At 67.5% G+C, this 25,844-nt stretch carries 32 protein-coding genes; 25 read left to right on the top strand and 7 right to left on the bottom strand.

All coding sequences use genetic code 11. The features are described from left to right. Positions 1 to 125: 125 nt before the first annotated feature. Positions 126 to 1,604 (bottom strand): DHA2 family efflux MFS transporter permease subunit, encoded by a 1,479-nt coding sequence (locus FHX44_RS38570; protein ID WP_147260268.1) that lies wholly within the window; start codon positions 1,602 to 1,604, stop codon positions 126 to 128. A 143-nt stretch (positions 1,605 to 1,747) separates the two neighbouring features. Between FHX44_RS38570 and FHX44_RS38575 the strand changes: the two genes are divergently transcribed. Both FHX44_RS38575 and FHX44_RS38580 read left to right on the top strand, forming a co-directional pair. Next, positions 1,748 to 2,572 carry an NAD(P)H-binding protein gene (locus FHX44_RS38575; protein WP_147260269.1) on the top strand — a complete coding sequence of 275 codons (825 nt, stop codon included), beginning with the start codon at positions 1,748 to 1,750 and terminating at the stop codon, positions 2,570 to 2,572. Between the two features lie 71 nt (positions 2,573 to 2,643). Beyond that, entirely contained in the window at positions 2,644 to 3,495 is an 852-nt protein-coding gene (locus FHX44_RS38580; RefSeq protein WP_170309217.1) for an MBL fold metallo-hydrolase, read from the top strand. Between the two features lie 23 nt (positions 3,496 to 3,518). Here FHX44_RS38580 and FHX44_RS38585 read toward each other — a convergent pair whose 3' ends face one another. Then, on the bottom strand, positions 3,519 to 3,680 hold the full coding sequence (locus FHX44_RS38585) for an SAM-dependent methyltransferase (protein WP_212612846.1): 162 nt from the start codon (positions 3,678 to 3,680) through the stop codon (positions 3,519 to 3,521). A 32-nt stretch (positions 3,681 to 3,712) separates the two neighbouring features. Beyond that, positions 3,713 to 4,456: an alpha/beta fold hydrolase gene (locus tag FHX44_RS38590; RefSeq protein WP_147260270.1), complete on the bottom strand. Its 744-nt coding sequence runs from the start codon at positions 4,454 to 4,456 to the stop codon at positions 3,713 to 3,715. Between the two features lie 165 nt (positions 4,457 to 4,621). On the opposite strand from FHX44_RS38590, the gene FHX44_RS38595 reads away from it, so the two are divergent. The 3 genes from FHX44_RS38595 to FHX44_RS38605 are packed head-to-tail and all read left to right on the top strand — an operon-like array spanning position 4,622 to position 6,754. After that, positions 4,622 to 5,257 (top strand): DUF47 domain-containing protein, encoded by a 636-nt coding sequence (locus FHX44_RS38595; RefSeq protein ID WP_147260271.1) that lies wholly within the window; start codon positions 4,622 to 4,624, stop codon positions 5,255 to 5,257. Further along, positions 5,258 to 6,253: an inorganic phosphate transporter gene (locus tag FHX44_RS38600; protein WP_147260272.1), complete on the top strand. Its 996-nt coding sequence runs from the start codon at positions 5,258 to 5,260 to the stop codon at positions 6,251 to 6,253. A gap of 54 nt (positions 6,254 to 6,307) precedes the next feature. Next, positions 6,308 to 6,754 (top strand): SRPBCC family protein, encoded by a 447-nt coding sequence (locus FHX44_RS38605; RefSeq protein ID WP_147260273.1) that lies wholly within the window; start codon positions 6,308 to 6,310, stop codon positions 6,752 to 6,754. Between the two features lie 28 nt (positions 6,755 to 6,782). Here the strand turns inward: FHX44_RS38605 and FHX44_RS38610 are convergent, their stop codons facing one another. Continuing rightward, positions 6,783 to 8,258 carry an amidohydrolase family protein gene (locus FHX44_RS38610; protein WP_246170823.1) on the bottom strand — a complete coding sequence of 492 codons (1,476 nt, stop codon included), beginning with the start codon at positions 8,256 to 8,258 and terminating at the stop codon, positions 6,783 to 6,785. A gap of 592 nt (positions 8,259 to 8,850) precedes the next feature. Here FHX44_RS38610 and FHX44_RS38615 point away from each other — a divergent pair. The 4 genes from FHX44_RS38615 to FHX44_RS38625 all read left to right on the top strand — a co-directional run bounded on the left by FHX44_RS38615 (position 8,851) and on the right by FHX44_RS38625 (position 13,202). Beyond that, positions 8,851 to 9,876 (top strand): Shedu immune nuclease family protein, encoded by a 1,026-nt coding sequence (locus tag FHX44_RS38615; RefSeq protein ID WP_246170824.1) that lies wholly within the window; start codon positions 8,851 to 8,853, stop codon positions 9,874 to 9,876. A gap of 417 nt (positions 9,877 to 10,293) precedes the next feature. Then, positions 10,294 to 11,187, top strand: coding sequence for a nucleotidyltransferase domain-containing protein (locus FHX44_RS38620; RefSeq protein ID WP_147260275.1), 894 nt, complete (start codon positions 10,294 to 10,296; stop codon positions 11,185 to 11,187). Positions 11,188 to 11,194: 7 nt separating this feature from the next. Beyond that, positions 11,195 to 12,097, top strand: coding sequence for an S-4TM family putative pore-forming effector (locus tag FHX44_RS44365; protein ID WP_170309218.1), 903 nt, complete (start codon positions 11,195 to 11,197; stop codon positions 12,095 to 12,097). A 520-nt stretch (positions 12,098 to 12,617) separates the two neighbouring features. Continuing rightward, a complete protein-coding gene (locus tag FHX44_RS38625; protein ID WP_246170825.1) occupies positions 12,618 to 13,202 on the top strand; it encodes an NUDIX domain-containing protein in 585 nt (194 codons plus the stop codon). Here FHX44_RS38625 and FHX44_RS38630 read toward each other — a convergent pair. Next, positions 13,183 to 14,307: a helix-turn-helix domain-containing protein gene (locus tag FHX44_RS38630; protein WP_147260277.1), complete on the bottom strand. Its 1,125-nt coding sequence runs from the start codon at positions 14,305 to 14,307 to the stop codon at positions 13,183 to 13,185. The two genes, FHX44_RS38625 and FHX44_RS38630, sit on opposite strands and share 20 nt — an antisense overlap. Positions 14,308 to 14,495: 188 nt before the next feature. Here FHX44_RS38630 and FHX44_RS38635 point away from each other — a divergent pair, with 188 nt between their 5' ends. From FHX44_RS38635 to FHX44_RS38695, 14 genes are all read left to right on the top strand, one after another. Continuing rightward, positions 14,496 to 14,837 carry a hypothetical protein gene (locus tag FHX44_RS38635; protein ID WP_147260278.1) on the top strand — a complete coding sequence of 114 codons (342 nt, stop codon included), beginning with the start codon at positions 14,496 to 14,498 and terminating at the stop codon, positions 14,835 to 14,837. A 38-nt stretch (positions 14,838 to 14,875) separates the two neighbouring features. Next, complete coding sequence (locus tag FHX44_RS38640; RefSeq protein WP_147260279.1) at positions 14,876 to 15,184, top strand: hypothetical protein; 309 nt, start codon at positions 14,876 to 14,878, stop codon at positions 15,182 to 15,184. A 142-nt stretch (positions 15,185 to 15,326) separates the two neighbouring features. After that, on the top strand, positions 15,327 to 16,259 hold the full coding sequence (locus FHX44_RS38645) for a hypothetical protein (RefSeq protein ID WP_147260280.1): 933 nt from the start codon (positions 15,327 to 15,329) through the stop codon (positions 16,257 to 16,259). A 171-nt stretch (positions 16,260 to 16,430) separates the two neighbouring features. After that, the gene (locus FHX44_RS38650; RefSeq protein WP_147260281.1) at positions 16,431 to 17,258 is read left to right on the top strand and encodes an FtsK/SpoIIIE domain-containing protein; all 828 of its coding nucleotides are present in this window, start codon (positions 16,431 to 16,433) and stop codon (positions 17,256 to 17,258) included. Positions 17,259 to 17,328: 70 nt separating this feature from the next. Then, on the top strand, positions 17,329 to 17,487 hold the full coding sequence (locus FHX44_RS42520; protein ID WP_170309219.1) for a hypothetical protein: 159 nt from the start codon (positions 17,329 to 17,331) through the stop codon (positions 17,485 to 17,487). Between the two features lie 83 nt (positions 17,488 to 17,570). Then, entirely contained in the window at positions 17,571 to 17,816 is a 246-nt protein-coding gene (locus FHX44_RS38655) for a hypothetical protein (protein ID WP_246170826.1), read from the top strand. Beyond that, positions 17,813 to 18,082, top strand: a complete 270-nt coding sequence (locus tag FHX44_RS38660) for a hypothetical protein (protein WP_147260282.1) — start codon at positions 17,813 to 17,815, stop codon at positions 18,080 to 18,082. The genes FHX44_RS38655 and FHX44_RS38660 overlap by 4 nt, the downstream gene beginning before the upstream one ends. Next, on the top strand, positions 18,079 to 18,363 hold the full coding sequence (locus FHX44_RS38665; RefSeq protein WP_147260283.1) for a hypothetical protein: 285 nt from the start codon (positions 18,079 to 18,081) through the stop codon (positions 18,361 to 18,363). The genes FHX44_RS38660 and FHX44_RS38665 overlap by 4 nt, the downstream gene beginning before the upstream one ends. Beyond that, entirely contained in the window at positions 18,360 to 18,554 is a 195-nt protein-coding gene (locus FHX44_RS38670) for a hypothetical protein (protein ID WP_147260284.1), read from the top strand. Before FHX44_RS38665 ends, FHX44_RS38670 begins: the two co-directional genes overlap by 4 nt. Next, positions 18,551 to 18,922, top strand: a complete 372-nt coding sequence (locus FHX44_RS38675) for a hypothetical protein (protein WP_147260285.1) — start codon at positions 18,551 to 18,553, stop codon at positions 18,920 to 18,922. The genes FHX44_RS38670 and FHX44_RS38675 overlap by 4 nt, the downstream gene beginning before the upstream one ends. A 104-nt stretch (positions 18,923 to 19,026) precedes the next feature. Next, positions 19,027 to 19,368 carry a hypothetical protein gene (locus tag FHX44_RS38680; protein ID WP_147260286.1) on the top strand — a complete coding sequence of 114 codons (342 nt, stop codon included), beginning with the start codon at positions 19,027 to 19,029 and terminating at the stop codon, positions 19,366 to 19,368. Between the two features lie 6 nt (positions 19,369 to 19,374). Beyond that, positions 19,375 to 20,868, top strand: coding sequence for a replication initiator (locus tag FHX44_RS38685; protein ID WP_147260287.1), 1,494 nt, complete (start codon positions 19,375 to 19,377; stop codon positions 20,866 to 20,868). A gap of 37 nt (positions 20,869 to 20,905) precedes the next feature. Further along, complete coding sequence (locus tag FHX44_RS38690) at positions 20,906 to 21,094, top strand: helix-turn-helix domain-containing protein (RefSeq protein WP_147260288.1); 189 nt, start codon at positions 20,906 to 20,908, stop codon at positions 21,092 to 21,094. Further along, the gene (locus FHX44_RS38695; protein ID WP_147260289.1) at positions 21,091 to 22,218 is read left to right on the top strand and encodes a site-specific integrase; all 1,128 of its coding nucleotides are present in this window, start codon (positions 21,091 to 21,093) and stop codon (positions 22,216 to 22,218) included. The genes FHX44_RS38690 and FHX44_RS38695 overlap by 4 nt, the downstream gene beginning before the upstream one ends. Positions 22,219 to 22,350: 132 nt before the next feature. On the opposite strand, the gene FHX44_RS38700 is transcribed toward FHX44_RS38695, so the two are convergent. Next, on the bottom strand, positions 22,351 to 23,742 hold the full coding sequence (locus FHX44_RS38700) for an MFS transporter (protein ID WP_147260290.1): 1,392 nt from the start codon (positions 23,740 to 23,742) through the stop codon (positions 22,351 to 22,353). 29 nt (positions 23,743 to 23,771) lie between these two features. Continuing rightward, positions 23,772 to 24,359: a CGNR zinc finger domain-containing protein gene (locus FHX44_RS38705; protein ID WP_147260291.1), complete on the bottom strand. Its 588-nt coding sequence runs from the start codon at positions 24,357 to 24,359 to the stop codon at positions 23,772 to 23,774. 94 nt (positions 24,360 to 24,453) lie between these two features. Here FHX44_RS38705 and FHX44_RS38710 point away from each other — a divergent pair, with 94 nt between their 5' ends. Then, positions 24,454 to 24,897, top strand: a complete 444-nt coding sequence (locus FHX44_RS38710) for a VOC family protein (protein ID WP_147260292.1) — start codon at positions 24,454 to 24,456, stop codon at positions 24,895 to 24,897. A 31-nt stretch (positions 24,898 to 24,928) separates the two neighbouring features. Next, positions 24,929 to 25,840: a pyridoxamine 5'-phosphate oxidase family protein gene (locus FHX44_RS38715; RefSeq protein WP_147260293.1), complete on the top strand. Its 912-nt coding sequence runs from the start codon at positions 24,929 to 24,931 to the stop codon at positions 25,838 to 25,840. Positions 25,841 to 25,844 lie beyond the last annotated feature (4 nt).

Raw genomic sequence — 25,844 nt, forward strand, 5'->3', positions numbered from 1 at the left:
CGGCCGGGCCACACTACTGAGCTATCCCGGAGGGGTTCGCGGGTACCCCACCTTTCGGAAAACGCGGGAACGGCACTTTCACCCGAATGGTGCGGACGAAAGTGCCGTTCGTGCCGAATGGGACGTCAGTGCCCCACGGGCGCATCCCCCGATGGGGTGCTGCTCCTGATGAAGAACGCACCCACGATCGCCAGCAGCGACAGCGACGCCGCCACCAGGAACGCGGCGTGGATGCCGCCCGCCGTCTGCTCGACCACCGATGCGCCCTCCGCGGCGAGCCCCGCGGAGCCGACCGACATGATGCTCACCAGGAGCGCCACGCCGGCCGCACCCGCCAGCTGCTGCGTGGTGCCGAAGATCGCGCTGCCGTACGAGTACAGCCGCGGTTCCACGGCGCCCAGCCCCGAGGTGAACAGCGGGGTGAACACGAACGCGAGCCCGGTCGACAGCAGCAGGTGGAAGCCGAGCACCTGCAGCATCGAGCTCCCGGAGGTGAACATCGTGGTGGACCACAGCGCCGCGCTGACCGCGGCCGCGCCGGGCACCAGCAGCGCCCGCGGACCGAACCGGTCGTACAGCCGCCCCACGACCGGCCCGAGCAGCCCCATCAGCAGACCGCCCGGCAGGAGCAGCAGGCCGATGGTGAACGTCTCGAGCGCCAGCACCTGCTGCAGGTAGATCGGCAGCAGGACGATCGTGCCCAGCAACATGGCCATCATCAGCATCATCATCGCGCTCGCCACGGTGAACGTCGGCGAGCGGAACGTGCGCAGGTCGAGCAGCGCGCGGTCGGAACGCTGCAGCACGAGCTGCCGTGCGACGAATGCCGCGAGCCCCACCACACCGACGCCGAAGGCCCCCCAGAGCATCACCGGCGAGGCTCCCTCGGCGGAGTGGCCCACGCTGCTCAGGCCGTACACGAGACCGCCGAAGCCGAGCACCGAGAGCGCAACCGACGGCAGGTCGATCGGAGCCGACGTGGGCTCGCCGACGTTGGTGATCAGGCGCAGCCCGAGCAGCACCGCGGCGAGCGCGATCGGCAGGACCAGCCAGAACATGTAGCGCCAGCCGAACTGGGTGAGCACGATGCCCGAGACGGCGGGACCGATCGCGGGCGCGACCGAGATGACGATCGAGAGGTTGCCCATGACGGCCCCACGGCGGGCGGGCGGCACGAGCGTCATCACCGTGGTCATCAGCAGCGGCAGCATGATCGCGGTGCCACCGGCCTGGATGACGCGGGCGGCGAGCAGGACCGCGAAGCCCGGCGCGACCGCGGCGAGGAACGTGCCCGCGCTGAACAGCGCCATGGCCGCGCCGAAGAGCGTGCGGGTGGGTACGCGCCGGATGAGGAAGCCGGTGATCGGGATGACCACGGACATCGTGAGCAGGAACCCCGTGGTGAGCCACTGGCCGACGCTCGCCTCGACCGCGAGCTCCGACATCAGCGTCGGCAGGGCGACGCTCATGATCGTCTCGTTGAGGATGACGACGAACGTGGAGACGAGCAGCACCCCGATCACCGTGCGGTCGCGGGCGCTCAACTGCCCCGCTGTGTCGGGTGCGCTCGACGCATGGTCGAGCACGTCGGACTGCTGTTTCACGTCTTCCCCCACGAGGTGTTCCGGTTTCGGCGCGGGCCGGTGGGCCCGGGCGCCGAAGTGCAATCTAGGGAGTAGGACCGACAGAACGCGCACGATTAATCCCTTGTCGATCTGAGGCGCGCGTCACCTCTAGGCTCGCCCTCGTGATCCTGGTGAGCGGCGCAACGGGCAACGTCGGACGCGAGCTCGTGCGCGTGCTGGTCGAGCGGCAGCAGCCGGTCCGGGCGCTGGCCCGCCGCGAGGGCGGGCCGATCGAGGGAACGCAGCGGGTGGTCGGCGACCTCGACCACCCCGACAGCATCCGTCCCGCGCTCGAGGGCGTGACGGGCCTGTTCCTGCTCCCCGGCTACCAGGACATGCCCGGTGTGCTCGCCGCGGCCCGCGACGCGGGGGTCTCGCGCGTGGTGCAGCTGTCGGGCGGCTCCGCAGGCAGCGGCGACACGGGCAACGCGGTCTCGGCCTACATGATCCGCACGGAGGACGCGGTGCGGGACGGCGGCCTTCCCTGGACGATCCTGCGCCCCTTCGGCTTCATGACCAACGCCCTGGAATGGGCGCCGCAGCTGCGGGCCGGGGACGTGGTGCGGGCCCCGTTCGGCGGTGTACGCATCGCCGTGATCGATCCGGCCGACATCGCGGCCGTGGCCGCCACCGCGCTCCTCGAGGACGGGCACGACGGCCGCGTCTACGCGCTGTCCGGCCCGGAGTCGCTGCTGCCCGCCGACCGCGTCCGCGTGCTCGGCGAGGTGCTCGGCCGCGACCTGCGGTTCGAGGCGCAGCCCGACGACGAGGCCTGGGCCGAGATGACGGCCCGCATGCCCGAGGCCTACGTGCGGGCGTTCTTCGACTTCTACGTCGACGGCTCGCTCGACGAGTCCATGGTGCTGCCGACGGTGCAGGAGGTCACCGGACGCCCGCCCCGGACGTTCGCCGACTGGGCCCGCGCCCACGCCGACGCGTTCCGCTGAGCCGCTGGCGTCGGTAACGCGTGCCCTGATCGGGACGAGGTCGAGGGATTCGGCGAGCAAGGGAGTCGACGATGACGACCATCCCGACGTTCAACCTGCTGGAGCCCTACCGGATCGCGGAGGAGACCTTCGTCATCCCGTGGGCCCTGGAGGCCCCGCCGGTCGGGCACTTCCCCATGAACTCGATGGTGATCCGCGGCGCGGAACCGGTCCTCGTCGACACCGGTGCCCCGGCGGTGCGCCCGCAGTGGCTCGAAGCCGCGTGGTCCGTGGTGGACCCGCTGGACGTGAAATGGGTGTTCCTCACCCACGACGACCGCGACCACGCGGGCAACCTGCTGGCGGTCCTCGCGGCCTGCCCGAACGCCACACTGCTGACCACCTGGTTCTCGATCGGCCGCATGGCCGACGAGTGGGAGACGCCGATCAACCGGTGCCGTTTCGTCAACGAGGGCGACACCATCGACGTGGGCGACCGCACGCTGGTGGCCAAGCGGCCGCCGCTGTACGACAACCCGACGACCCGCGCCCTGTTCGACACGAAGACGAACGTGGTGTGGTCGGTGGACACGTTCGCGACGAACCTGCCCGCTCCCATGCCGGACATCGGCGAGCTCACCGACGACGAGTTCCGGGACGGTCAGTTCTTCGGCGGTCGCCTGGTCTCTCCGTGGTACACGCTTCTGGACGTCGGCAAGTTCCGGGCGGTCGTGGACGATTTCCAGCGGGTCGGCGCCGAGGTCGTCGCAGGCTGCCACGCGCCCGTGCTGGGCGGCCGCCGGGTGGCGGAGGCGTTCGACCTCCTCCGGCAGCTCCCGGACATCCCGCCGTGGCAGGAGTTCACCCAGGCCGACCTGGACGGCTGGATGGAGGCCGCCGAAGGGTCGGTGCCACCCGAACAGCCGCGCCCGTCCGACACCTGACGAGCTCGGTCGCCGGCGGCGGGTCAGCCGATCCGGCCCACACCGCCGAAGAGGTAGACCTCCGCCGGCTCGCCCTCGCCCGACACCACCGGCCGCCGGCGCGAGCAGGACACCACGCCGGGGTCGAGGAGCTGCATCCCGTCGAGGAACCGTGGAACGGTCGTGTCGATCTCCGCTGGCTCCATTCGGCCATCGTGGCAGACCCGCACGGGACCGATCACGGATGCAGCGAGCCCCAGAATGAGCGCAGCGCACCCGCGGCGGCCGCCGGGTCCTGCAGCATCCACCAGTGGCCGAGGCCCTCGAGCCGCTCCGTGCGGGCACCGAGCCGCGTGGCGACCTCCGCGGACGCGGCGGGGTCGTCGTACGGGTCGGCGGTGGGCTGGAGCACGAGGCCCGGCACCGGTGCCGGCCGGTCCAGTTCGGTGCCCCAGTCGGCGTACGGGTTGGGCACGGCAGAGCGGTACAGGTCGAGGATGCAGCCGCCCATCGTCGCGTCGTAGGCCGCCGCGACCGTCGCCGCATCCGCCTCGGGCACGCCCGCCGCCCGCAGGAAGCCCGCTCGCGCGTCCGGCCCCGCGGCCACCGTGGCCGCCGTCCGCTCCTCCCCGGCGCCGGGGGTCTGCCACACCTGCGCCATGTCGTGCCAGACGTAGTCGGGGTGGAACACCGCGCCGACGTCAACGACCCAGCTTCGCAGCGGGACGTCGTGCGCCGTGGCCACGCGCATCACGAAGCCCGCGCCCCAGTCGTGCCCCACCAGGTCGATCGGCCGGTCGAGCCGCCGCAGAGCGTCCGCCAGCCACCGCGCGTACTCGTCCTTCGTCGCACCGAACCCGGCCGGCCGGGGTGAGCCGAAGCCGGGCAGGTCGACCGCGACCGCGTCCCCGTCGAGGTGGGCGCGCACGCCCCTCCAGACCGCGCTCGTCTCGGGGACGCCGTGCACGAAGACCACCGTCATGCCGCCATGCTCGCGTCTTCCGGCCGGTTCGCACAGGTCCGATCGCCCTCACATCCGGCCGGCGACCGCCCGCGCGATCTCGACGAAACGGTCGCGCACTCGGATCACGATTCATCCCCGCCGTGCCGTCCAGCCGGAAGGTCCGCGGTGGAGTAGAACCTGCGAATGGCTTTCAGGTTGACGCCACACGAACGCGGCTTCTACCCGCTGTTCACCCGGGCCGCGGAGAACATCGCGCGTGCAGCGGACGACCTCGCGACGCTGGTGGCCGCGCCACCCGCTGAGCGCCCCGAGCTGGCCAGGCGGGTGAAGGACGCCGAGAACGCGGGTGACGAGCTCACCCACGAGATCATGGTGAAGCTGAACAAGACGTTCGTGACGCCGTTCGACCGCGAGGACATCTACCGGCTCACCTCGTCGCTGGACGACGTGGTCGACGCGATGGAGGAGGCCGCCGACCGGATCGTGCTCTACCGGCTCGGCGAGCTGCCCGCGGGGATGAAGACCCAGACCGACGTGCTGCGGCGCGCGGCCGCCGCCACCGCGGAGGCGATGCCGCAGCTGGCGACGATGTCGAAGCTGCAGGAGTACTGGGTGCACGTCAACTCCCTCGAGGACGAGGGCGACGCCGCCTACCGCGCGCTGCTGGAGGAGCTGCTCTGCCCGCCCGGCGACGTCGATGCGGCGGGCGTGCTGACGATCCTCAAGCTCAAGGAGGTCGTCGACACCCTCGAGGAGGCCGCCGACGCGTTCGAGACGGTGGCCAACACCGTCGAGAGCATCGCGGTCAAGGAGTCCTGAGTGGAACTGGCGATCATCGTCGTCGTGATCGTGGTGGCGCTCGTGTTCGACTACACGAACGGCTTCCACGACGCCGCCAACGCCATCGCCACCTCCGTCGCCACCCGGGCTCTCACACCGCGCGCCGCGCTGATCATGGCCGCGGTGATGAACCTGGTCGGCGCGTTCCTCGGCACCGAGGTCGCCTCCACGGTCGGCAGCGGCATCATCGACCCTCCCCAGGGGGTCTCGGGCCTCGTCGTGGTGCTCGCGGCCCTCGTCGGTGCGATCGCGTGGAACCTGATCACCTGGTGGTTCGGCATGCCGTCCTCGTCGTCGCACGCGCTGATCGGCGGGCTCGTCGGCGCGGCGCTCGCCGCGGCGGGCACCGTGCACTGGACCGGGGTGGTGGACAAGGTCCTCATCCCGATGGTGCTGTCGCCGATGGTGGGCTTCGCGCTCGCCGCGCTGCTCATGACCGCGCTGCTGTGGGCCTTCCGGCGGGCGCACCCGGAGCCGCTGAGCCGAGGCTTCCGCCACGCGCAGACGCTCTCGGCCGCCGCGATGGCGCTGGGCCACGGCCTGCAGGACGCCCAGAAGACGATGGGCGTGATCGTGCTGGCGCTGGTCGTCGGGGGCTATCACCAGGGGTTCGAGGTGCCGTGGTGGGTCATCCTGCTCGCGGCGGGCGCGCTGTCGGCGGGCACGTACGCGGGTGGCTGGCGGATCATGCGGACGCTGGGGCGGCGGATCATCGACCTCGACCCGCCGCGCGGGTTCGCCGCCGAGGTCACCGCGTCCGCGGTCCTCTACACCACCGCGTTCGCGTTCGCGGCGCCGATCTCGACGACGCAGACGATCACGTCGTCGATCCTCGGCGTCGGCGCCACCAAGCGGCTCTCGGCGGTGCGGTGGGGCGTGGCCGGCAACATCGTGGTGGCGTGGGTGCTCACGATCCCGATGGCGGCGCTGGCCGCGGCGCTCGCGTTCTGGACGTTGCACCCCGTGCTCGGCTGAGCGCTGGCGGGCGAGCGATGGCAATCAACATGCCTGCAGGGTTATATTGCCAGCATGGAATCAAAGCTCGGCGCCCCTGACGTCTCGTCGCGCCCGCACTCCCTCACCGTGGAGCGGGTCATGGCTGCGACCCCGGACGTGCTGTACCGCGCCTGGACCGAACGATTCGACCTCTGGTTCGCCGAAGCGGGTTCCGTGCTGATGACACCGGAGGTCGACGCCCCGTTCTTCTTCGAGACGCGGTTCGAGGGCCGGCGCCACCCGCACTACGGCCGGTTCGTCCGCCTCGAACGGGGCGCGCTCGTCACGCTCACCTGGGTCACGGGCGCAGCCGGCACCGAAGGTGCGGAGACCGTCGTGACGGTCGAGCTGACACCTCACGGGACCGGGACGCACCTTCGCCTGAGCCATGCGGGCTTCGCGAGTGCCGCGGCGTGCCGGCAGCACCGGGACGCGTGGCCGCTCGTCCTCGCCCAGCTCGACGAGCGCACCGCACCGTGACCGCCTCGTTGCCCGCGGACGGGAGGGATCACCCGCCGCGGACCGGTCGTCCGGGCAGCGCGCCGGCGTCGAGCGCCCCGTCCCGCACCACGAACCGGCCCCCGACCAGGACGTGGCGGATCCCCGCCGACGGGCGGGTCGTGTCGGTGTAGGTCGACCGGTCGGTCACGGTGGCCGGGTCGAAGACCGTGACGTCGGCGTCGCACCCGGGCTGCAGCCGACCCTTGCGGCGCATCGCCGGGGCGGCGTTCTCCACGATCCGCGCCGGCACCAGCGTGCAGCGGCGCACCGCCTCGGGCAGGCTGAGCAACCCCAGCTCCCGTACGAGCATGCGCAGGGTGCGCCCGAACGTGCCCGCGGTGCGCGGGTGGGTCGCCACCTGCGGCGGGAGCGGCCAGCGCAGCGCATCGCGCGGGCCCGCAGGCCACTGCGGCGCGATCGCATCGCTCGCCACCGCGGCGTCCGAGAAGGCGAGGGCCCGCTGCACGACGCCGAACGCGACCGGGTCGGCCTCGTCGGCCTGGTGCACGAACGCGAGCGCGCCCGGATCCTCCGCACGCACCCGGCGCAGCTCGTCGGCATCGGCGATGCGCCTGCCGAGCGCGAGGTGACCGATGGAGGTCGGGGTGAGCCCCCGGCGACCCAGCAGCTCGGGCGCGAGGAAGGCCGCCCCGATCCCGGTCATCCCGGCGCCGTACGGGTAGGCCTCCGTGGTCACCGTCGAGCCCTCGCGGCGGACCCGCTCCACCAGCGCCAGCACGCGGTCCACGTGCCGGCCCGAGGTGCTGTTGAGGTGGCAGTAGTGCATGTGCGCGCCGGTCTCGCCCGCCGCCCGCACGATCTCCTCCGCGCCGTCCACCGGGACGTGCGGGTCCATCTCCACGAGGTCACGGGCGTGCGTGTAGGTCGGCACACCGTGCCGCGCCGCCAGCGCCGCGACGGCGAGGTACTCGGCGGGATCGGTGCCCGGCGCGTACCCGACGAGCACGCCGATCCCGAGCGCACCCGCCGCGAGGTCGGACTCCAGGAGACCGAGGATGCGGTCGACGTCCCCGGGCGTGGCCGCGGCCTGCCAGCGCGGATCGGCGACATGGACGAGCAGCTCGTCGAGGTCGGCCACCGCGGGCGCGCCGGCGAGGACGTGCATCCGCGCGGCCGCCCACGACGTCGAGAACCCGTAGTTGATCGGCCTGCCCTCCGCCGCCGCCCGGCGGTAGGCGTGCTCCACCGGGAAGGCGCCCGCCTCCAGCTCGAGCGCGGTGGTGACGCCGTCGAGCGCCTGCAACCGCCCGCCGGGGACGTCCTGGCTGTGGCTGTGCAGGTCGACGAAGCCGGGGCACACGACCAGCCCCGTCACGTCGACGGTGGTCGTTCCGGAGAGGGGCCGCTCACCGACCTCCCGGACGGCACCGCCGGAGATCCCGACGTGGCGGACCGAATCGAGGCCGGACTCGGGGTCGATCACCCGGCCACCGCTGAGGACGAGGTCGTACACGGTCGACACCCCCTGACCGTAGATCTCCGCCGATCTGTCTGCAGCAGTCCGCCGAGGGCTCTGACGTCGCACTGCACGATGGCCGACGCCCGTAGGAGTCTGCGCTGGCCAGGGACCGTTGCTGTCGCTGTCAGCTGTCAACCTCGACCTTCGGTGCTGCCTGTAAGCCGGACCATGGCTTGATCCTGGGCTGTCGCGCCAGCAAGGCCCTGAGCTGCGAAGACATCTGCCACCACTTCATAGCGCTGACCAGCGTCTTACAGGCTCCCGTGCCCCCAGCGTGCCCCAAAAGTTGATCTACCGGAGCAAGGCCGGCCCCCTCCAACTCGCCCAGCAGCGGAGAGTAACGCGGTCTGCACGTGTAGCGAGCCCCGCGTGGGCGAACGTTCACAGGGAGGTCCGCGGCTACATGCCATTGGTACGTATCGAGTTTCCAGTATGGGACTCTGAGTTTCGAATGGGCATTGATGATCTGACGGCGCTTGAAATCCGACCAGGTCAGTCGGGGAGCGGATTTCACTTCTTTTACGATACCAAGCGTAGGCGGCTTATTACGGACTTTGTGCTACGTGAAGGCCCAAACGTTGCACTCTTGTGCGAAGTGACTCTCATCAAGAAAGATGATGAGTTTTCGCCGCGAATCAAGCTCTGGAAGAAGAACATGAAGGGGCCCGGCAAGGACGCGGCACAGCTGGAGATCCCGGATCTGCCGGAGACCCGCCAGATAAAGGCGCTCGTAGATACGAGCGAGGCGCATAAAGAGTTTTGGGAGCTCATAGACTTCATCCGCGGCTTCAAAGGTGTTTCCCTTCCGGTAGGCAATCTTCGTATTATAGATGCAGATAGTGCTCAAATCGCTAGCATGCTGCAGGCGACAGATCGAACAGTAGCCATAGACGCAGTTCGTATGGCACTAGGGAGTTCATTGACCGATCAGGACATAGCACTGATCGCCAATCGAAAAGAGCAGCTTCGGATTTTTGAGCGCCTACTCCATGAGGACGCATACTTTGCAGAGGTGCGCGAGCGTCTGGGAGTCGACCCTGAGGAGCTATGGCAACGCTTCTTCGAAAAGAATCAATGGATTTTTGGGTATGGACTTCAGATGGTTACGACTGAGGCAATCGGCAGCGGAAAGCTTGAGCGGTACACGACTGGAGCTAACGTTTTCGAGGGCGCAGGCAAGCGGTCTGACGCAATCATGCGAACGCGTGGCTTCGTCAGCAGTCTCCTCTTCTGCGAGATTAAAAGGCACGACACGGAGTTGTTGGCGCGGGCGCCATATCGAAAGCCGGACGTTTATCGACCCTCTGCCGAGCTGACTGGCAGTGTTGCGCAGGTCCAGAAGACAGCGAGAAAGGCGCTGCGGACCTGGTCCGATCAGATTAAGAAGATGTTTGGCGACGATGGGACGCCGCTAGGACTTGAGGTGAGCACGAGTAGGCCACGTCAAGTCGTACTAATTGGAAGCTTGAAGGAGTTCGACACGCCGCACGGTATCAACGGCGAGAAGATCGAATCATTTGAGCTCTTCCGTACTTCCGTTGCTGATACTGAAGTTATTACATTCGACGAACTGCTAGAGCGTGCACGCTTTATCGTTCAAGATCGCGCCCGTCCGACATAGCCTGCCGGAGGCCTCGCACGAGTCGGCCATCCCCGCGGTCCTGGCCGGCTCTTTACATGATCATGAGGCGTCAACCCGGAACCCCCGATCCCGCTACTTGACTTCGGGCTGTACTGACGCGTGTTCGATCAGCCGAGCCACTGGCGGGATCGGGGCGGGGTTACGTGGCTTGCGGTCGACGCATCGTCTGACGTCATCGGGCGCGGGCCACTCCCCGCTCGGCGGTCACGATCTTCCGCTTGAGCGTCGACGGCGAGCCGCCAGGCACACGTCTGACCGTTCACCACGTATGAGCAGCCACCGAGCGTGCTGGCGTTCACGAGCTTCCATTTCTGATACAATTTATAGTACGATCTCAATCGTCCAGACGAAGGTTGGACGATATCGACAGTCTCGCATGTGCGAGTCAGGATAAGGGTGGCGAGCTTGATTCCACTTTATGAAGCGTTTGACAGATATCTCGCTGCCAGCAAGCCTACAGAAACGCACAAGGCAGAAGTTCGTCGATACCGCGAGCGCATATATGGAATCCTTGGCTCAAATTTCCGCTTGATGGCGTTTTTTCAAAGTGGGTCCTTCCAGCAAGGGACCGCCGTAATGCCCTACAGTGATGTCGATTACATGGCTCGAATTCACTCCGATGATAAGCCGGCATCCTCTACAACTATTCTGAACAAGATGCGCGAAGTCTTTAAGAAAGAGCTATGGGAAGCTGCAGACATCTACGTTGCGCGACCCACGGTGACTCTCGAGTTCCGAAGCTTGATATCAAACTATGAAATTACGCCCGCATACCTTCTGCGCGGCACATCTGATAGCGATCGAGTGGTGCACATCCCTGCATCGGGTGGAGGCTGGCGAGACGCTGCACCTCAAGCGCACAACAAGTTCGTTTCCGAGATGGACCGAAAGCACAACGGTGACGTACGCGATATTGCCCGCCTGTTTAAAGCGTGGAAATATGAGCACAGCGTTCCAGTATCCTCCTTTTATTTGGAGATGCGCTGTGCCGAATACGGGAAGAACAACGACAGCATCTGGACGCTGGGCGCAATTCGATCGATTGCAGATAAGCTGATCGCGACCGAACTTGCAGCGATGAATGATCCGACGCATCTAGTATCGCGAATCTATGCGTGCTCCAGCGAAGCGAGTCGCATTTCCTCAATGGCAAGTCTTCGAACTATGAAGAGCCATCTTGATACTGCATACGCGTCCTGGCTTGCCGGCGCACCGAAGACATGGGAATTGAACCAAGCGCTCCAAGCAATTTGGGGCAGCAACTTCCCATACTGCGATCCAAGCGCCTGAGCCACGCATGCCTAGGGACAAACTGACACCGATCGCAGTTGCTCAAAACTCTGAGTACTCGACTCGTCTCCTCGCCGCACAGGCTCGTCTTTACACCGACGCAAAGAACGTTCACGATGTACGCGTGACAATAGTTCTAATCTTGTCGACAGTGACTATTATAGCCGCTCTAATGCTACCGGCAATCCGGCCGCTGATCGGGGCGACAGGCGGCATCGCAGCCCTCCTATGGTCTGCAGTTGCCAGTGACAGAGAACGACGTCGGCGTCGAGAGGCGGCCTTCGTTCAAGAAGAGTTCGACACACATGTCTTCAACCTTCCGTGGAACGACCTTGCCGCAGACCATCCGTCGCCTACCCTCATAGCAGAGGCAGCCGCACGTTATCGAGGCAATCGTACGCAAGATTGGTACCCTGACACCAAGAATGTTGTCCGCCCCCTTGACGTGCTGATCTGCCAGAGGAGCAATCTAGGTTGGGGTTCGTCAATGCATCGATACTACGCTGCCTGCTTGACCGGGGCCCTGCTACTGCTAGTTGTCGGGGCAGCCGCCGTGTCGCTTGTATTCCACATGTCGGTGGTTGATATGTTGACCGCCGTCCTCGTTCCATTGTTAGCGCCACTGCGTGAACTCATCGAAATGATTAAGGCGAACCGTGACAGTGGAGAAACCAAAGCAAAGCTTGAGGCGAAGGTACTTAGCCTATGGAGCCAGGGGATGCGTGGACCGAATTTACCTACGGTCTCCGATTGTCGAGCAGTCCAAGATCGGATACTCGGTATCCGTCAGAGCAATGCCCATGTTCCGGACTGGCTTGACAGTCTAAGGAGGAATCGCACGGAATCTATCATGCAGCAGAGTGCAGCGCACTTGATCTCAGAAGCGATCCAGCATGGGCGAGTGCGGTAACGTTGACGATCAGTGCGGTTGTGGCTCGCGCTCCGCACGGACGACGTACTGCAGTGTAATCACAGTCGACGCCATTCCCGCGATCCTGGCCTGCACTTGGCGGGGCCGGACGGCGTCAACCCGGAACCCCCGATCCCGCTACAGGACCACGGCGTCACCGGCGCGCTCTTGCCAACTGGACCAGTGGCGGGATCGGGGCGCGCAGCGGGGTTGACGCCGCCCGGGCACGCTAAGACGATCTGCGGCCAGCGGGGATGAGCAGTACCCGACCGTCGCCCAGCTACCCCCTGCCGGCGCATGGCCGGCGGCCCATAGGCGCGCGGCCGCCCGTGAGCGGAGCGGGAAGGAAGGCCGCGCATGCCGTCCGGCGCAGTCCGGCCCGCCCCCAGCCGGGGGCGGCTTGAAGACGTATAGAAAGTTCTCACCACGTGCTCGCGCATCTGTTGATCACCGTGCTGCGCGCCGAATGCCAGCTTTCTTGAGCGCTGCATGCGCTCCCCCGCTGCTAGACTCGTCGGCTGTGACCGACCCCGGACAGCCGGATGCGCACCGGACAAAGCGATTCGGTGAGCGCACCGTTTACGACAACGAGTGGGTTCGGTTGACGCTTGTCGATATCGAGACGCCCGACGGAAATCGGTTCGAGCACCACGTCGTTCATATGAAGCCAGTAGCGATTGCTGCACTCGTGAACGACGATGACGAGGTACTGATGGTGCATCGGCACCGCTTCGCGACCGACGAGTGGGGCTACGAGCTGCTCGGTGGACTGGTAGAAGCGGATGAGCGGCCCGCGGAGGCAGCAGCCCGCGAAGCAGTGGAGGAAAGCGGCTGGGCTCCGGTCGGAGAGCCAGAGCACCTCACACGCCTCCAGCCACTCCCGGGCATGGTAGATGCCCCGATGGACATCTACCTGTGGCGAACCTTCGAGAAGGTCGGGGAGCCATCTGATGCCGAGGAAGCCGGCGAGCTGCGCTGGATGCCTCTCCCGGAGGTCCCTCGTCTGATCGCCGACCGAAACGTCCTCGGTGCCGGAACCATCGTCGCGCTCCTGCAGCTGGTTGCGATGGCGGCAGGAACAGAGTTCAAGCCATCCGCTTCATGACAGCTTCGACGCGCCTCAACTGCCGTATCGACCCGGTCTGCCTGGCGAGCGTTCGCGCCTGCTGCGCGTGCCGTAGTGCACCAGGACGATCGCCACGAGCGCCGAGGGACTGCGCGATATCGCAATGCAGTGAGGCAGTCGCCCGCACGTAGGTGCTCGGGGTGCGCTCCAAGGCGACCATGAGCGAGTCCAGCGCCGAGGACTCGCCCAGCTTCGCGAGGACGTTGCCGCGCCACCGCTCGAGATGCCACTCGTCGAGCGACAGGTACGGCGTCGCGGTGTTGTCGGTGTCCCTCGGCAAGGCCCGGGACGCTGCCTCCAGCGCACTCCGGCAGCTCGACGCATCCCCAGCTGCGGCGTACGCCTCGGCCGCTGCGGCATGCAGCCACGCCACCAGGAGAGGCGAGACTCTATTGCTGGCCACCTCGCGCGCAGCCTCGACGAGATGCACGGCGTCCTGAGGCCGGTCGATGTCGAGAAGGCCGTACATTTGTTCACCCATCGCGTGGGCCAGCAAGTCAGGACGACCAGACTCCAGGCCGGCGGTACGCGCGATGTTGTGCAGCTCCCACGCCCGTCGCACATCCCCAGTGTTCAGCACCTGCCAGGCGTTCAGCGCCGCCGCATCTGACAGCACAACGGCCAAAGCCTCTCGCGTCCCGCCTGCGAACACATGCGCCATGAGCTCCTGCATCGTCTGCACGAGCTGTCGGGTCGGCTCCACGACCGCGGGCGAACCTAGCTGCCGATCCAAGGTCCGAAGGCCGTCTACCTGGCGCTGAAGGTCCGCGATCGCGGACGGTGTGACCGCCGATGCACGGGTCAACATCTCCCCCAGATTAGCCGCTGGCAGAGACGTAGTCGCGGGTTCTTCATCGGCGAACCCCAACTCGTCAGGTGTCCGGCCGAACAGGTCGCACAGAAGCGGCTTGTAGTGACCGGGCTTGCGGCGGCCGCGCTCCATATCGGAGATCATCTGCCGCAGGCTCGCGTGACTCGCGCTGATCGGGGCGCCACGATTCTCCGCGAGCTTGATCAACCGAGCCGCCGTCTGGGCCAGTGTCCAGCCATGCGCGTCGCGTGCATCACGTAGAGCTGAGGTCATCGGCATATCCCCCGACGTAGCCGGCCCGTCCTGTCCATCATGCCTCGCCTTGCCTGTAAACGGAACCGTAAACAGCGAAGTGTTTACTATCGTGAATTTACGGACTGCTGTGCTCCTGGTGTCCTTGTAGTGCGTCCCCGACCGGAGGCGCACAACCTGCAAGTTGATCCAAAGGGAGCACAGCAGTCATGAAGCTCATCCTCGACACGTCCAACACGAAGTTCCAGCTCGGTGGCGAGTTCACGCCGCGTCTGGACAAGGACGGTAACCAGCGTCGGGACAAGAGTGGTGGTACGAACCTGCCCCTGTGGGCCGCGAACCTTGTGGCCTGGTCAGACGGGACTGTTGAGACGATTCTGGTGACCGTCGCCCTCGCTGAGGCTCCGAAGGTTTCCCAGGGTCAGTACGTGTCCGTTCAGGGTCTGCAGGCGATGCCGTGGGTGCAGAACGGCAACTCTCGGGTGGCGTTTCGTGCCGATTCCATCGTTCCGATCAGCAACGGGGCCGCTCCGGCTCCGAAGGCCAACTGACCATCTACCGGACGCTCTAGTTCACGGAAGGTAGTCGCATGGCCGAGACCAACGGCAAGCCGGTGATGATCCCGGCACAGATGGAGCGGGAGCCATACCGCCCCACTGCAAGCACGGAAAAGGTGCACGACACAGTGATTCGCTCACTGAGTGATGTTGTGCGCACGTCGGCACATGAGGCAGCCACGTTCGTGGCCCTGTTCGACGTCTACGACAAGGACGAGCCGATCACAGTTCGCTACGACCACCTGGCCGATGCGGCCGAGTGTCTGGAGATCGCTCTGACTCATCTGAGTCAGCTCAAGACGATCGTGGCCAACGACATGTCGCGAGCACCACTGTTCTGATCCTCGCAACTGAGACGCACGCGTCTCCCCGAAGGGCAGCGGTGGACACGGGACCGCCGGTTACCAGGCCGATGTGCGGCCCCGCGTCCACCTCTGTTCCCACTCACCACACCAACAAGGCTTTGAGAGTGAGGCATTCATCATGGCACGTACGCGCTCGCGTGGCAGTGCACGATCCGGTCGTTCCGGCCGCACCAACAAGGCACACGCCCTGACCCCTGCGATCGAGTTCTTCACCCAACCCGAACGGCACTTGGCTTGGCGGGTACTCGGGTTCCTCGTCCGCGCCCGCGCGGAAATCATCATCGCCACGACCTTGCTGGTCGTGTTCGTCCAGCTTCAGGCCTGGGTCACGCCTACGCCTGAGGACGAGACCACCGTGCCGCCAACGGCACCGGTCACTGGTGGCGAGCCACCGTGGCTTGAACCCCCACACCTCGCGCTACTGATCATGCTCGGGGGGTTCATGGTTCTGCTCGTGATCCCGGCATCCCGCCGGTTCCTGATCCGCCGGGTCTGGTGTGTGATCACCCGGCACCGGATGCGCGCCTGCTTTGTGCAGTCCCGCACGATGACCCTCGACGGCAGAATGCCGTTTCTGCTGTGGTCCCGGCCCTCCCCCGTAGGGGAACGAGTCCGAGTGTGGCTCCCGGCCGGCCTGTCCGTCAAGGACATCGAAGACGACGGCGACCGCCTCGCCGCCGCCTGCTGGGCCCACGAAGTACGGGTGACACCCACCCGCCACCAAGCCGCCCTGGTTGTCGTCGACGTGATTCGACGCGACCCGCTCGCGACACGCACCGTGCTGCGCCCCGCCGTCCTGGACGACCTCGACGGGGACGACACACCCACCCGGAACGGTGCCACCGCGCCGCTTCCGGACCGCTCCACCCTGCAGCCCAACGCTCCAGCGGAGTTCCCGACCGTGCAAGCCGCCCGCAACGGCAACGGCACCAACGGCTTGGGACCGCGCAACACCAGCAAGACCCCGGCCACCACAGCAGCCGGTAGCGCAAGCGACTCCGAACCACCAGTGACCGGTTTCGGAGGCGTGGACGTCAGCGACTACGTCTAACCGCAGCACCGCCCGCCAGGGCACCACTCGCCTGATCGTCCACATCGGACGGGGAAGGGGATGCGAGAACCACGCACCCCGGCCATCGGGGATCCGCGCTCGCACCCCGCTTCTCCGCCAGCAAGGAGAACACCAACGACACCACGACACGCATGAAGGACACCGATCACGATGACCCGCCCACACCGCCGCCGGCGCACCCGCCGCACCAGTGAACCGCTGTCGATCTACCAGCCGATCCACTTCGGGATCGACGAGAACGGGCTCCCTGTGGAGCCGACCCTCATGTATCGCAACTTGCTCATCGGAGGCGAACCGGGCTCCGGTAAGTCGTCCCTGCTGAACACGATCATCGCGCACGCCGCCCTGGCTTCGGATGTGAAGCTGTGGCTGTTCGACGGCAAGATCGTTGAACTGGGCCTGTGGAGGCAGGTCGCCGACGTGTTCGTCGGCAACAACATCCGCCATGCCCTGGACAAGCTCCGCGAGCTCCAGGCCGAGATGGACCTGCGTTACCGCCAGCTCGACGCCGTCAAGCGCCGCAAGATCGTCCACAGCGACGGTCTGGACACGATCTTGTGCGTGATCGACGAGATCGCCTACTTCACCGCCACCATCGGCACCAAGGAAGAGCAGGACGAGTTCCGCAACCTGGTCCGTGACCTCGTGGCTCGCGGGCGGGCCGCCGGAATCATCGTCGTTGGCGCCACCCAACGGCCGTCGGCGGACATCATCCCCACCAGTCTGCGGGACCTGTTCGGGTTCCGGGTCGCCTTCCGCTGCACCACCGACTCCAGCTCGGACATCATCCTGTCCCAGGGCTGGGCCAAGGAAGGCTATTCCGCCAAGAACATCCGCCCGGAAGACATCGGTGTCGGATGGATCCTCGCCGAAGGTGGCCTCCCGCGCCGGTTCAAGGCCGCCTACCTGACCGACGCGCAGATTGAAGCGGTCATCAGCACCGCGCTGCGTATTCGCGGCATCGATCCCGCCGCATAAATACCTCGTCCCATCCGCAAGAACCACCCCGGATAGCGACCGCTATTCGGATCACAGGAGGAGTCTGCCCATGTTCACCCTGATCGTGACCGCACTCGTGGTCCTGGCCGTGCTCGGAACCCTCTTCCGGATCGCCGACGCGACCACCACCAATTCCGTGACCACCTCACAGCCTCCCAGAACTGCTGAGACGCTCCGACCCTCTGCTCACCTGCGGGGCATCCGGTGAGTGTCTCGACTGTCAACCCAGCCTTGACACCAGATCGGCCTAACCGGCCTCGTCCTACTCGCACCACCCGGCACCGCCGGAACGTGGTGGAGAACGACGACTACGCCGCCTTTGTCCGCCGCGTCATCACCGCCTACGGCCGACGCATTGCCAGCGGCGACATCGAAGGCCTGACCACCCTCGCTGAGCTTGGCCACCAGCTCGACGACGTGCTCGAACACGCCATCCTCGGGCTCCGCGACTCCGGGTTCTCCTGGAACGACATCGCCACCCGCCTCGGCATCTCACGCCAGGCCGCCCACCAGCACTGGGGAGGCGACCAGCCATGACCACTTTTGATCAGACCGAACTCGCTGTCTGCGTGGTGTGTCTGCACCTGCTGGCCAATGGCGAGTTCAACGACGGCACCGACGCCGCCCAGACCGCGGTCACGGGCATGTATCGCATTTGGGGCTTCAACGTCCGCCACCTGAGCGCCGATGGCGCCGAGCTCGGATTCAGCACCTGGCCCTGTGAGGGCTGCGGCGACACCGACCACGGCGATCGCTACCGCGCCTTCGCCCTCATCCCGACCCGGAGAGGTGACCAGGCATGACCGCCCCGCAATACATCCATGACGACTACCTCCAGCACAACCTCATGCTGGTGCGCACTGGCCGCAAATCACGGGCACCCGGCATCCGCCGCTGCCCCGACTGCACCGAGCCATTCATCAACGACCACACCGGCCTCCCACACTGCCCGAACTGCCGCACCGGGCACCGCCGGTCCTGCAAAGGCTGCCGACAGCTCATCACCAACACCACCGAAGGCGACCGGTACTGCCTGTCCTGCCAAAACCAGCCCACCCTGTTCGGAACGGAGTACACGCCATGACCGACACCAAGTCGCGGATGCTGATCTGTTCGGAATGCTACGAACCCGCCCTGTTGAAATCACCCCGGGAATGGACCCCAGCATGGGGACCCCTACCGCCCTACTCCCACTGGGACGGCGACCCGCTCTGCGCGGTCATGACCCGCGACGGCTACCGCTCCGCCGAACCCAAGCTCGTGGAGCTGCCATGAGCATCGAACACGCCCGCTGCTACATCGTCACCTGCGACACCTGCCACACCACGTTCGACGAAACCGGCGCCGACTACGTCGTCCACTTCGACACCCCTGATGAGGCCATCAGCTACATCACCGAACACGGCTGGACCCTCACCGACACCGGCGAACCACGCTGCCACCGCTGCACCGCCGCCATCCACTGTGCTCGCGACGGGCACGACTACAGCCCCTGGCACCCCTGCGCCTGCCACGGCCGCGTCCCGGATCACGCCCTCTACGGCTGCGGACTGTTCCGCTACTGCCACGACTGTGATCACCACGAAACCGCCACCCTCGCAGACCTACCGACGGTCGAAGAGCCACACACCTTCGGTCGTTGACGGCGACCCCCATCCCCGGCCCACCCCTACACGTTCGCGTGACCAGGGAGTCCGGGGGTGGTGGTGACCGCCAACCACCACACCACCAGCAAGGAGAACCCGCCATGACCACCGCCCTCGACAGCCCCGCCCCCTCCAGCACCACCGCCGTCACCGGAGTGCCGAACGCCCGCGGGGAGGCCGCGTTCCTGCGCGCCGAGACCTACAGCCTCACCGCCCGCGAGATCGTCTACGCCCTGGCCGCGCATCTGACCTACTTCGGCGACACCCTCGCCATCCAGGTGGTCGACCCCCTCACGGCGATCGACGCGCACATGCGGTTCAACGGCGACCTCACCGCCTGGACCCGCGGCCGCACCCCTGCCGACGTGGCCGCCGTCCGGGCCCGCGCCGAGCAGATCGCCCGCGACTACTTCGGCACCTACTTCCCCGCCATCCCCTGGTAGCCGCCCATGCCCACCACTAGCGACGATCTCTCCCTGCATGAGCGGAAGCTGCTACGCCGGGCAGGCTCCGACCACCTCAACCGCTGGCTCGCCCACACCGCCTCCACCCGAGGCTGCCGCCGCCCCGTCCGCCTCACCGGCTCCATCGACACCGTCGAAGCCGCCACCGGCCGCATCCTCGACACCCGCCACACCGCTTCGGACATGCCCGACGGGGTCCTCTACGTGCCCTGCGGCGATCGCCGCGCCTCCGTGTGTCCACCCTGCGCCGAGACCTACCGCGCCGACACCTACCAACTCATCAAAGCCGGCCTCACCGGAGGCAAAGGCGTTCCCACCTCAGTAGCCGGGCATCCGGCCGTGTTCGCCACCCTCACCGCCCCGTCGTTCGGCCCGGTCCACACCCGCCACGTCAACCCCAAGACAGGCAAGGTCGCCCCCTGCCACATGCGTAGGTCAGCCAAGCGCTGCCTGCACGGGAAGCTCCTGGTCTGCACGCAGCGGCACACCGACAACCACCCCAGCCTCGGCCGGCCTTTGTGCCTGGACTGCTACGACCACGCCCACCACGTCGTCTGGAACGCCTGGGCCGGGGAACTGTGGCGCCGCACCGCCATGACGCTCACCCGTGCTTTGCGCCCCTGGGAGCGCGCCCACGGGGTCAAGCTCCGCGTCTCCTACGGCAAGGTCGCCGAATACCAACGCCGCGGCGTGGTGCACTTCCACGCGCTCATCCGACTCGACGCCCGTGATCCCGAGGATCAGGATGCGGTACTCGCCCCACCAGCGGAAATCACCGCGCAGGACCTGGCCGAGCTCGTCGCCGCCGCCGTCCACGCCACTGGCTTTGACACCATCCCCTACGCCGACACTGGCCACACCTGGCCCATGCACTGGGGACCACAGATCGACGTCCGTCCGGTCGGCAACCTTGGCACCGGACAGATCACCTCAGAAGCCGTCGCCGCCTACCTCGCGAAGTACGCAACCAAGGCCACCGAAACCACCGGCCTCCCGCCCACCGGGCGGATGACCGCCGAGGCCGCTGAGCACTACAGCGACGCCCACACCCACCTCGGACGGCTCGTCGCCTACGCCTTCCAGCTCGGCACCCTGCCCCAAGACTGGACCACCGAAGAACAGCAAGCCGAATGGCATGCCACCTGGGGCCGGCTACGCCGATGGACCCACATGCTCGGCTTCGGCGGGCACTTCGCCACCAAGTCCCGCCGCTACTCCACCACCCACAAGGCCCTCCGGGCGCAGCGCCGGGCCTGGCACCGCCACCAGCACACCGACTGGCGCCGCCGCCACACCGACCGCCTCGAGGTCGAACACGAGCACGACGACGACACCACGCTGATCGTCTGCCAACTCACCCTGGCCGGGATCGGCTGGAACAGCACCGGTGACGCCCAGCTCGCCGCCGACGCCGCCGACCGCGCCCGCGCCCACCGCCAGCTAGCCAAGCAGGAACGCATCACCGCACGACCCGCATGACCCCTCACCCACCCCACGAATCAGGAGCAAGGAACCCATGGAACGCGTACTACTGACCGCCGAGGAGGTCGCCGAAGCCCTCCACATCGGCCGTTGCACCGTCTACGACCTGATCCGCAACGGACAACTCCGATCCTTCAAGATCGGCAAGCTCCGCCGCATCCCCGTCGACGCCGTCCACGAGTACGCCCGCCGCATGCTCGACGAGGAAGGCAACGTGGCATGAGCGGCCGCAACATCAACGGCGAGGGCAGCGTCTACCAACGCAAGGATGGACGGTGGGTCGCCGCCGCCTACGTGCCCGTTGTCGGTGGGAGCGTCCGCCGGCAAGCCCTCTACGCCAAGACTCGTGCTGAGGCGAGCAAGAAGCTCCGCGAGCTGCTGGACCGAGCCGAGAAGCACATCCCGGTGGCTCCCACGAGCCTGACTGTGGCGGGCTACCTCGACGAGTGGTTGATCCACGTCAGGCAGCACGTGCGGGCGACGACCTGGGAGGCGTACGAGCGCAATGTTCGGCTCTACCTCATACCTCGCATCGGCAGGAAGAAGCTCACCCGGCTCACAGTGCGTGATGTGCGGCTGATGATCGACGCTCTACGGGCAGAGGGCATTGGGGCCCGCACGATCCAGTATGTGCACGCCACCTTGCGGGCTGCTCTCGAACACGCCTATCGGGAGGAGTTGGTCAGTCGCAACGTAGCCAAGCTCGTCCGGGTCGAGCGACCGAAGCCGGCGCCCAAGAAGCCGCTCACCATCGAAGAGGCACGCAAGCTCCTCGACGGCACGACTGATGATCGGTTGCACGCGCTGTGGGTACTGCTGCTCATGCTCGGTCTGCGTCGTAGTGAGGCGTGCGGGTTGCGCTGGGAGCACATCGACTTCGTCGCCCGCACGCTGCAGATCGTCCAGACCGTTCAGCGGGTGGACGGAAAGCTCCGGGAGTTGCCCACGAAGACCCGACGCTCGAACCGTACGGTGCCCCTGCCACCGCGAGTGCTCTTCGCCCTTGCCCGGCACCATCGCCACTTGCAGGAGCGCTACGGGGCTCCGGGCCGACCTTGGCCACCAGAGGGGTACGTCTTCGGTACACGCCATGGGACTCCGCTGGATCCTCGGAACCTGACCCGCATGTGGAGCGAACTGTGCGCCGACCATGGCATCCGCGTTGTGCCCCTGCACGGCCTCCGCCACACCTGCGTGAGCTTGTTGCTCGCGCTCGGCGTACACCCGCGGATCGTGATGGAGATCGTTGGTCACAGCGCCATGGAGATGACCATGAACGTCTATGGCCACGTGAACCTGGAGGCTCAGCGCAGCGCGCTCGACCACCTCGACGAGCAGCTCTCATGAGGGCCGTTGCTGTCAGCGGGAGCTGTCAAAGCGGGACAAGCGCACTGAGCAGGGCTGTGACCTGGCGTTCCCGAACGAAACCGAACGCCGAAACCCCCTGACCGTAGATCAGGGGGTGTCGACCGGCTGCCGTCATGCCGCGGCGGCGAGCTCCCGGCCCTCGTGCTCCGCGGCCGGCTCGACGGGCGCCTCCTGCTCCGCGCCCTCCAGGTAGTGGCGCGAGAGGCGCCGGTAGTGGCGGCTGGTGAACGCCACCAGCGTGAGCACCAGACCGAGGATGCCCGCGATGGTGAACAGCAGCGCGAGGCCGCGTTCGGGTCCGGTGCCGAACCACGGGCCCAGCAGCTGGGCACCCGCGCCGGTGGTCATGAACGGCACGAACACGAACTGCGCGAGCGGGCTGATCAGGAACGCGGTCAGCGGCGACGCGGCCTGCTCCACGCTCTGCGCGAACCCGAACACCCGGCCCTGCCGTTCGAAGGGCACGACCTTCTGCAGCACGGTCTGCTCGGAGGCCTCGGCGTAGGGCACGACGCACAGGTAGATGAAGAACCCGACCGCGAGCAGGACGATCGAGGACCGCAGGGCGAAGACGCTGCAGACGCCCCAGAGCACGAGGTTGGCCAGCAGCAGGGTCCTCAGCGGGTTCCTGCCGAGCCCTCGCTTGCTGATGAGGAGGCCACCGATGATGAACCCCGTGCTCAGCACACCGAAGAGCAAGCCCCACACCTCGACCGACACCAGCGACAGACCGTAGGGGTCCGCCAGCGCCATGAGGATCCCGCCGAGGAAGTTGTTGATCGTCGAGAACGCGATCAGGGCGAGCAGGCCGGGCACCGCGGCGACGAGCGCGATGGTGCCGCGCAGGTCGGTGCGGTGCGACTCGCCCGCGTTCCGCACGGCGCGCAGCTCGGGGATCGACAGCGTCGCGAGGTGCACGATCGCGGCGGCGGTGAGGGTGAGCGCCACGAGGATCACCGACAGCATGCCCGAAAGCCCGATCAGCAGGCCGCTGATCACCGAGGTCACGAGGAACGAGACCCCCGTGGTGGTCCCGACCATCCCGTTGGCGCGGTCCCGCTCGGGCTCGGGCACCAGCAGCGTGACGACCGTGGACATCGCGATGCCGCGGATGTTGCCGACGATCACCCCGCTCATCAGCAGCAGGACGAGGCCCCAGAGGACCGGGCTCGTGGGGTCGCGGAAGGTCTCCGGCCCGGCGGCGAGATAGACGACGAGGCTCGCCGCGTACAGCGCCAGCGACACGGCGCTCGACCCGAGCATCACGTTCCGCTTGCGGTAGCGGTCGACGAGTCCGCCGAACCACACCCCCGAGAGCGCGGTGAGGCCGAGGAACATCCCGGCGATCACGCCGGTGGCGAACACGGAGCGCGTCTCGAGGTAGACCCAGAACGTCACCGCGAACCACACGGTGGCGTTGACGACGGACGCCACGAGGGTGTTGGCCAGGGCGTGGTGGAAGGTGCGGCGGTGCGCTGCGGGGGCGCTGCTCGTGGCGGTCATGCCGATGAGACCACCCGGAGCCGCGGAACTCATCGGTCGCGCCGCGCCCGGTGCCGGTCGTAGTGGCGGGCCACCCGCGCCCGGTTGCCGCAGCCAGCCGAGCACCACCCGCGCCGGGGGTGGTCCTTCAGGTAGTACAGGACGCAGCCCGGGCCCCCGCAGGCCCGCAGCAGCCCGGCCTCCTCGCCGGTGAACAGCCGGGCCGCCGCGAGCGCGAGCTCGGCGCGGGAGCGGTCGGCGTCCCGCGGGCCGGGGTGCCACCTGAGCGCGAGGCCGCCGCCGTCCGGCACAAGGGCCGGGGTGCAGGACGCGGTGTCCGCGTTGAGGCCGGCGAGCGCGGAGGCGAGGTCGCCAGAGCCTGCGGTCGCCGCAGGCCGGTCGTCCCCGGTGACGTGCGCCGCGATCCGGCGCATCGCGTCCCGGAGCCGCCGGAACGCGGCGAGGTCGTCGGGTCCGGCCTCGTCCGCGCCGGCGAGGCCAGTCCGCAGCAGCCACTCCCGCAGCCCGTCGACGGTCTCCAGGTCGTCGTGGAGGGCGTGCCGATCGGCCCACACGGTGTTCATGAGCCGGACCGGCAGCGGCTCGTCCGGCAGCAGGTCGGCGATCTCGGAGCGCACACGGCAACTCTAATGGAAAGACCGCTTGACAGCATTAGGCGCGCCATGATCTGCTCTCTAACGGCAACAGGGCCTACAACCATTAGGAGCTACCATGACCTTCAAGACCGGGCACGTCGCGCTGAACGTCACCGACCTGGCACGCTCGACCGCCTTCTACCGCACGGTCTTCTCGTTCGACGTCCTCGGCGAGCGCACCGACGGCGAGCAGCGTTTCGCGCTCCTGGGCCAGGACGGCGCGCTCGTGCTCGCCCTCTGGCAGCAGAGCGCCGGCACGTTCGCCACCGACCGCCCCGGGCTGCACCACCTGTCGTTCGAGGTGGCGGACATCGAGGCCGTGCGCCGGGCGGAGGCGGTGCTGCGCGAGCTGGACGTCACCTTCGCCTACGACGGGATCGTCCCGCACGGCGAGGGCGCATCCTCCGGAGGTGTCTTCTTCACCGACCCGGACGGGGTCCGGCTCGAGATCTACGCCCCGAGCGGCGCGGAGGGCGCACCCGCCCCCACTCCGGGCGCCCCCACCTGCGGGTTCTTCTGATCGACGCCTGCGACACGACGAGGAGGACGCCATGGAGCACCGAGGCGAACGGACCGTGCAACGCCGGGCGGGTTTCCCGGACCGGCCGTGGGGATCGGCGCGGGTCGGGGCGGCCGTACCGGGCGTCGCCGCCGAGTTCCTGGGCCGTCAGCGACTGGTGGTGATCGGGGCGGCCACGCCGGACGGGTCGGTCTGGGCGGCGCCGCTGACCGGCGAACCGGGCTTCGTGACGGCGCCGGACGATCGCACCGTGGTCGCGCGGCGCACCCCCACACCCGGTGACCCGCTCGCCGAGGTGTTCGACACCGAGCACGACGTCGGGATGCTGGCGATCGAGCCCGCCAGCAGGCGCCGGATGCGGATCAACGGTCGCGCCCGCCAGGTGGGCGACCGTCTCGTCGTGCACACCGAGCAGGTGTACGCCAACTGCCCCAAGTACATCCAGGCGCGGGACGTCGCCACCGTCACGCCGGCCGCGCCCGGCGCCGCCGTGCGGTCCGACCACCTCTCCCCCGGTCAGCTGGCCTGGATCACCGGGGCCGACACGTTCTTCGTCGCGACGCACGCCGCAGGGATGGGAGCCGACGCGTCCCACCGCGGGGGGAGCCCGGGGTTCGTGACGGTCACCGGCGACCGGCAGCTCACCTGGCCCGACTACATGGGCAACTCGATGTACATGACCCTCGGCAACCTCGAGCTCGACCCCCGCGCCGGGCTGCTGTTCCTCGACTGGGAGCGCGGCCGGTCCCTGATGGTCACCGGCCGAGCCTCCGTCGACTGGGACCCGGAGCGCGCCGAGCGCGTCCCCGGGGCGCAGCGCCTCGTCGATTTCGCCGTGGACCGGGTCGTCCAGCTCGACGGCGCCGTGCCGCTGCGGTGGACGGCCCCCGAGTACTCGCGGTTCAACCCGGGCACCGGCGAGCCCCAGGAGATCGGGGCCTGAGTTG

The sequence above is a fragment of the Pseudonocardia hierapolitana genome (assembly GCF_007994075.1).
GTDB classification, from domain to species: Bacteria; Actinomycetota; Actinomycetes; order Mycobacteriales; family Pseudonocardiaceae; genus Pseudonocardia; species Pseudonocardia hierapolitana.